Origin of the sequence: Actinomadura darangshiensis (assembly GCF_004349235.1) — a bacterium.
Classification (GTDB): domain Bacteria; phylum Actinomycetota; class Actinomycetes; order Streptosporangiales; family Streptosporangiaceae; genus Spirillospora; species Spirillospora darangshiensis.
In genome coordinates, this window is sequence record NZ_SMKY01000458.1 from 1 (window position 1) to 4,967 (window position 4,967).

Consider the following 4,967-nt stretch of genomic DNA (forward strand, 5'->3'; position numbering starts at 1 on the left):
GCCCGGTCCAGCGCTGATGGATTCACCGAGATCCTGGCAGCACCCGTCGGTCTTCAAGTTCAGCGCCCACAGCACCACAACCAGCGGGACCATCTCCAGGTCGATATCCGCCTCTCCTCCGCCGGGAAGTATGAGCCGTTCGGAGGGGTGAACATTGCTCAACCGGTCAGGCATCGCGCTGCCTCCTCCAGATGCCGACGCACGGTCCGCTGGGTCGCGGTGTCGCGGGACGGGTCGGGAATCCAACGGAGGCTCTGCTGCAAGTACCACTCGCTGATCCAGACCCGGTGCCAGCCGCCCGCCCAGACCTCGGCGGGCAGGCCACCCCGATTCGCCAGCGCGCTGACGGTGCCGCCGGTGGCGACATAGGCGCGGATCATCGCTGCGAGGGCGTCAGTGTCGAGCGGTTTGGGCGTGTCCTCCCAGGACGCCAGGTCAAGTAGGCCGGGACCATTGAAGGCCCGAGCCCAATCCAGAATCGTCGTGCCCTTCGGCCCGGTATGCAGGGAGGTCGGGTGGAACTCACTGTGACACAACCCGAAAGGCCCGACATCGGTCCCACGTGCACGTTGCTCGCCTACCTCGGCGAGTTGCTCCAGCAGCGCCGAGACGTCCGCGTTGTCCGTCCAGCGGCCGGTATCCCGCAACTGCTGGAGCGAGGCGAGTGCTTGACCGGGCAGTGCAGCCAGCGCGGCGGCGTCCAGGAACGGCAACCCGTCCATCGCCGGGCAGGCGTGCACTTGGACGGCCGCCTGCGCGCCGACGTCTCGCGGTGCGTCCTCTTCCGGCATCTCTCCCAGATCATCCATGAGCATCGCCAACCAGCCCTGCGGGTCACGGTGGACGGACCGGAGTGTGGGGACGGGTACGCCGTGATGCGAGGCATGGACGATCACCTCGGCTTCGCGAGTGAACGGTGTGTCAGCGGTCTTCAGGATGAAGGTCGTCCCATCGTCCAGACGGATGCGTTCGACCGCCGACAGTTCCCAGACATGCACGGGCTCACGAGCGACGGGTCGGGCGGCGATGCCAGCGGACTGGACCAATGTGGAAAGGACCCGGAAAGGGGCGGACAGCGGGTCCGCCCCTTCTGGTCCAGCGTTGTCACCGGTCACAGGCTTCCACCCGCTCGATCCAGTCATCACCGAAGTGTCGCAGCTCACGGCGGAACTCGGTGAGGTCTACGCCGAACGGCACGACTGCGCCGCCGCGCATGTCCACCTGGGACTGGCAACCGTGGACGAGCTTGCCGCCCAGCGCGGCGTTGGCCTTGACCGCCTCCACACGGCGTCGCTCGTCGAACCACGTTCCGTGGTACAGCTCGTCCACAAGACGGGCCTCGGTCTCCTCCAAGCCGTAAACGACCTTGCAGGCGACGGGGAACATCCAGGCGGGTCCGACGTTACTGATTTTTCCGCTCAGCTCGACCCGGTTGAGGGCCATGAGGGTGCCGACCTCGCGGAGCATCCGCAGGTGCCGGGCCTTCACGCCGAGCTGGACGAGGCCGGGCTCAGACAGGAGTTCGTCGCGGAACAGGAACGAGGTGGTCTCCTCCGCGATCTTGAGGACATCGCCGGGGTCGTCGGTAGTCCGGCCGTGCTCTCTGATGTGGTCGAGGGCCATCTGCTCAACCGCGGTGGCCTCGGTCTCGATGGCGTTCAGCAGCTCGTCGCGGACGCCGGTCCAGTCGCACACCAGCCAGGACGGGTTCTCGTACCGGAAGAAGTACTCGCCGATGTCGATCCGCACGTTCTTCCCGGTGACGCTGACCCCAGCGATCTTGTTCCAGCCGGGATGGAACTCCGAGGTGAACTCCACCTGGATCATCGAGGGAGCAGGCGAGGTGGCGGTCATCCGATCCTCCTTTGAAGTCGGTCACTGGTAAGCAAACCCCAGCCGGACTCCGGCCGGCAGAGGCACAATGAGGGGCAGCCAGGGGGCATCCCCGGGGGCACGGCGACACGTCAGGTGCTCACATGACTCCATCGGAAAAGGCCCGGCTCGGAGCGCGGCTTAAGGCCGAGCGCACGGCACGCGGCTTGACGCAACGCGAACTCGCCGAGCACATCGCCGAGATCATGGCCGATCAGCTCACGACGGATCTGGACACCCTCACCGATTACGTCAAACGTTGGGAACGCGGCCGCGCCGGTGTCGGACCTCGTTATCGGCGAGCGCTCGCCGATAGCTTCGGCATTCCGCAACGTCAGCTCTTCCACTCGGCCGGTCTGGAGGACGATCCTGTGCTACGCAGGCAGTTCTTGGGAGCCGCAGCGGCAGCCGGACTAGCCGTTACCCCATGGAGCGCGACCGGACAGCCAGGCCGACGCATCGGTGCCGACGTCCTGGAGCAATTGCGGCGGCGGACCGTGCGGCTCCGCCGGTTGGACGACGTTCTAGGCGGCATCGATACCTACCGACTGTATGCCTCGGAACTAGCGGCGACCCGGACCCTCGCGGAGACCTCCACATACGCAGAAGCCACAGGACGAGAGCTGCTCAGCCTCTTGGCCGAGCAGGCCCAGCAGACCGGCTGGGCGGCACTGGACGCCGGAAAGATGTCCGCAGCGCGAGCCTTCTACCGCGACAGCATGGCCGCTGCCACCGAGGCAGGCAGCACCGCCTTGATGGGAAACGCCTTAGCGCACATGTCCTATCAACGGGTCACCGCTGGACAGCATGGCACGGAGGAGGCCGATGGAGCCTGCCGCATGGTGGGGCGGCAAGCGCCACCGGCCGTGAGGGCACTGCTGCACGAACGTGCGGCTTGGGCCCACGCCATGGCCGGGCCCACGCATACCCCCCAGGTCGAGTCCGCACTCGCTGCGGCCCGTGGGGCGCTGGCCGATTCCGGCGAAGAGTCCCCCGACTGGGCGCTGTGGGTCGACGACATCGAGGTGCAGATCATGACTGGCCGCTGTTGGACGATCCTGCACCGGCCCGAGAGGGCAATACCCGCACTGGAATGGGCATTGGCCCGGTACGACGACACTCACGCCCGAGATAAAAGCCTCTACCTGTCGTGGCTGGCTGACGCCCAAATCGACGCACGGGAGGTCGATCAGGCCGCGCGGACACTCTCGCGCGCAATCGCTCTTGGCGCCGACGTCGCCTCTCCTCGGCCCGGCACGCGTGTCCGGGCTGTGGCCGCGCGGCTGCGTCCGCACGCAGCGACGGCCTGCGTAAGCGATGTGCTGGAGCAAGCTAGGGCGATGTGCGTGTCTCCCGTTTGAGCCACTCCAGACACGCCTGCGAGCCTCCTCCGACGACCACGTACATGATCTCCGGGTTGTCCCACGGGTGACGCTCCAGAAGGTGCGTTTCCAGTTCGGCATACCGCTCACTCGTGGTGCGAAGGGACACCTGCCATTCCTCGCCGGTGCCGAGTTCCCCCAGATGCCAGAAGACGTTCCCCGCCGGGCCGACCACCTGCCCCGACGCTGCGAGATGCGAGGCGACCGCCGACTTCAGCAACACCATCCCGGCCTCACGGTCGGGCGTTGCAGTGAATACCAGCAGGGGTTGAGAGTCCGTCATGTGGCGCACTCTACGGGGCAGGAGAACGCTCAGGGCCTGAATCTCCTTCTCCAGCGGGACCCAAACGGCTACGCCAGGTCGTACCGTCCTGTGAGGACGTCGGCGTGGAAGGCACGCCATGACGCGATGTTGAACGCGAGCTTGGGCCCTTCCGGATCCTTGCTGTCCCGGACAGCCGTCCCACAACATTTACAAGCCCCGACCTCGACACACGCACCGTTGTTGCCACTTTGTGCGCTCTTGCGCCGGGCGCCTACTTCGACACACGCTTCGCCACCGTTGCCACTGCGTTGGCTCTTACGCCAGACCACGTCGGAAAGGTCCACTCTGGCCACCTACATTCCGGTCAAGATTCGCTCGATCAACAGCCGTGCTTCGTCCGGGCCCGTGGCCCTTGCACGGAGCTGGTCGAAGGTCCTGACGTAGATGGCGACCTCGTCCGCTTGCTCCAGGAACACACCGCCCGTCCTGTACTCAATGTACGCAATGTCCGGGTCGGCTGGATGGGCGAAGCCAAGGAGGTAGAAGCCGGTCTGCATCCCCGGATGCGCTCCGGCCGTGAAGGGGAGCACTTGGAGCGTCATGGCGTTTCGACGGGATAGGTCGTGCAGATGTTCAAGCTGACCGCGCATCACTCCCGGTCCCCCCACTTGGAGCCGGAGAGCCGCTTCGTGGATGATCGCCCAGATCTGCCGACGACCATCCCCGTTCAGCAGGTTCTCCTGCCGCTGCATGCGGACTGAAATCCGGCGCTCAAGTTCCGCCTCGTCCGGCACTTCCAGATCAGCCAGCACCACAGCCCGCATGTAGTCGGGTGTCTGGAGGAGGCCGGTGATCAACTCGGGTTGGTACGACCTGAGTTCGTCGGCCTCCTCTTCGAGACCCACGTAGACGTCGAATCCCTTGAGCAACACGTCGCCGTACTTCTGCCACCAGCCGCGTTGGCGACTCTGCCTGGCGAGCGTGACGAGAGTCTCGGTCTTCTCTTCGTCCACCTCGTAGAACTTGCAGAGGGCCAAGATGTCCGCGGGCTTGGGCGCGTGTGTGGCGGCCTCGATCCTGCTCAGCGTCGCAGGCGCAATGCCCGCATAGCGGGCGGCGTCCTCCCGTGACTTCTTGGTCGTACGGCGAAGCTGGCGCATCTCCCTCGCCAGGCGCCGACGGCGGACAGTGGGACTCGTCCTGTTTGCCATGTCTGACCCTCCTGAACCGATATACCCGAGACTGCGAACATGATATTTGAGAATTCTCATCTAGATGCTGTACAGCCAGATGATTCGCGTTGCACACTCTAAGTCTAGAGATAGTCAACGCAGCGTGTTTATGAGTCTTGTGACGATCCAGGCGCGCTTGCTTCAGGACGAAGGGACTGGCCGATGGGGTTCGGTGGGCGGGTGGGCAGGCGCCTCACGGCTCGGGAGAGCGGGGAG

General features: G+C 65.4%; 6 protein-coding genes. 1 reads left to right on the forward strand and 5 read right to left on the reverse strand.

Annotated elements, in window-relative coordinates; all coding sequences use genetic code 11:
- Positions 1-158: 158 nt before the first annotated feature.
- Positions 159-1,115, reverse strand: coding sequence for an aminoglycoside phosphotransferase family protein (locus E1293_RS44460; RefSeq protein ID WP_207939486.1), 957 nt, complete (start codon positions 1,113-1,115; stop codon positions 159-161).
- On the reverse strand, positions 1,105-1,854 hold the full coding sequence (locus tag E1293_RS44465; protein WP_207939487.1) for a hypothetical protein: 750 nt from the start codon (positions 1,852-1,854) through the stop codon (positions 1,105-1,107). The genes E1293_RS44460 and E1293_RS44465 overlap by 11 nt, the downstream gene beginning before the upstream one ends.
- A 122-nt stretch (positions 1,855-1,976) precedes the next feature.
- On the opposite strand from E1293_RS44465, the gene E1293_RS44470 reads away from it, so the two are divergent.
- Positions 1,977-3,233: a helix-turn-helix domain-containing protein gene (locus E1293_RS44470; RefSeq protein WP_132205792.1), complete on the forward strand. Its 1,257-nt coding sequence runs from the start codon at positions 1,977-1,979 to the stop codon at positions 3,231-3,233.
- Here E1293_RS44470 and cutA read toward each other — a convergent pair.
- From cutA to E1293_RS44485, 3 genes are all read right to left on the reverse strand, one after another.
- On the reverse strand, positions 3,205-3,537 hold the full coding sequence (gene cutA / locus E1293_RS44475) for a divalent-cation tolerance protein CutA (protein WP_132205794.1): 333 nt from the start codon (positions 3,535-3,537) through the stop codon (positions 3,205-3,207). The two genes, E1293_RS44470 and cutA, sit on opposite strands and share 29 nt — an antisense overlap.
- A gap of 68 nt (positions 3,538-3,605) precedes the next feature.
- Complete coding sequence (locus E1293_RS44480; protein WP_132205796.1) at positions 3,606-3,872, reverse strand: DUF397 domain-containing protein; 267 nt, start codon at positions 3,870-3,872, stop codon at positions 3,606-3,608.
- Positions 3,873-4,730: a helix-turn-helix domain-containing protein gene (locus tag E1293_RS44485; RefSeq protein WP_132205798.1), complete on the reverse strand. Its 858-nt coding sequence runs from the start codon at positions 4,728-4,730 to the stop codon at positions 3,873-3,875.
- Positions 4,731-4,967 lie beyond the last annotated feature (237 nt).

Coding starts and splice junctions, on each gene's coding strand:
- E1293_RS44465 (WP_207939487.1), bottom strand. CDS start 1,854: ATGACCGCCACCTCGCCTGCTCCCTCGATGATCCAGGTGGAGTTCACC.
- E1293_RS44470 (WP_132205792.1), top strand. CDS start 1,977: ATGACTCCATCGGAAAAGGCCCGGCTCGGAGCGCGGCTTAAGGCCGAG.
- cutA (WP_132205794.1), bottom strand. CDS start 3,537: ATGACGGACTCTCAACCCCTGCTGGTATTCACTGCAACGCCCGACCGT.
- E1293_RS44485 (WP_132205798.1), bottom strand. CDS start 4,730: ATGGCAAACAGGACGAGTCCCACTGTCCGCCGTCGGCGCCTGGCGAGG.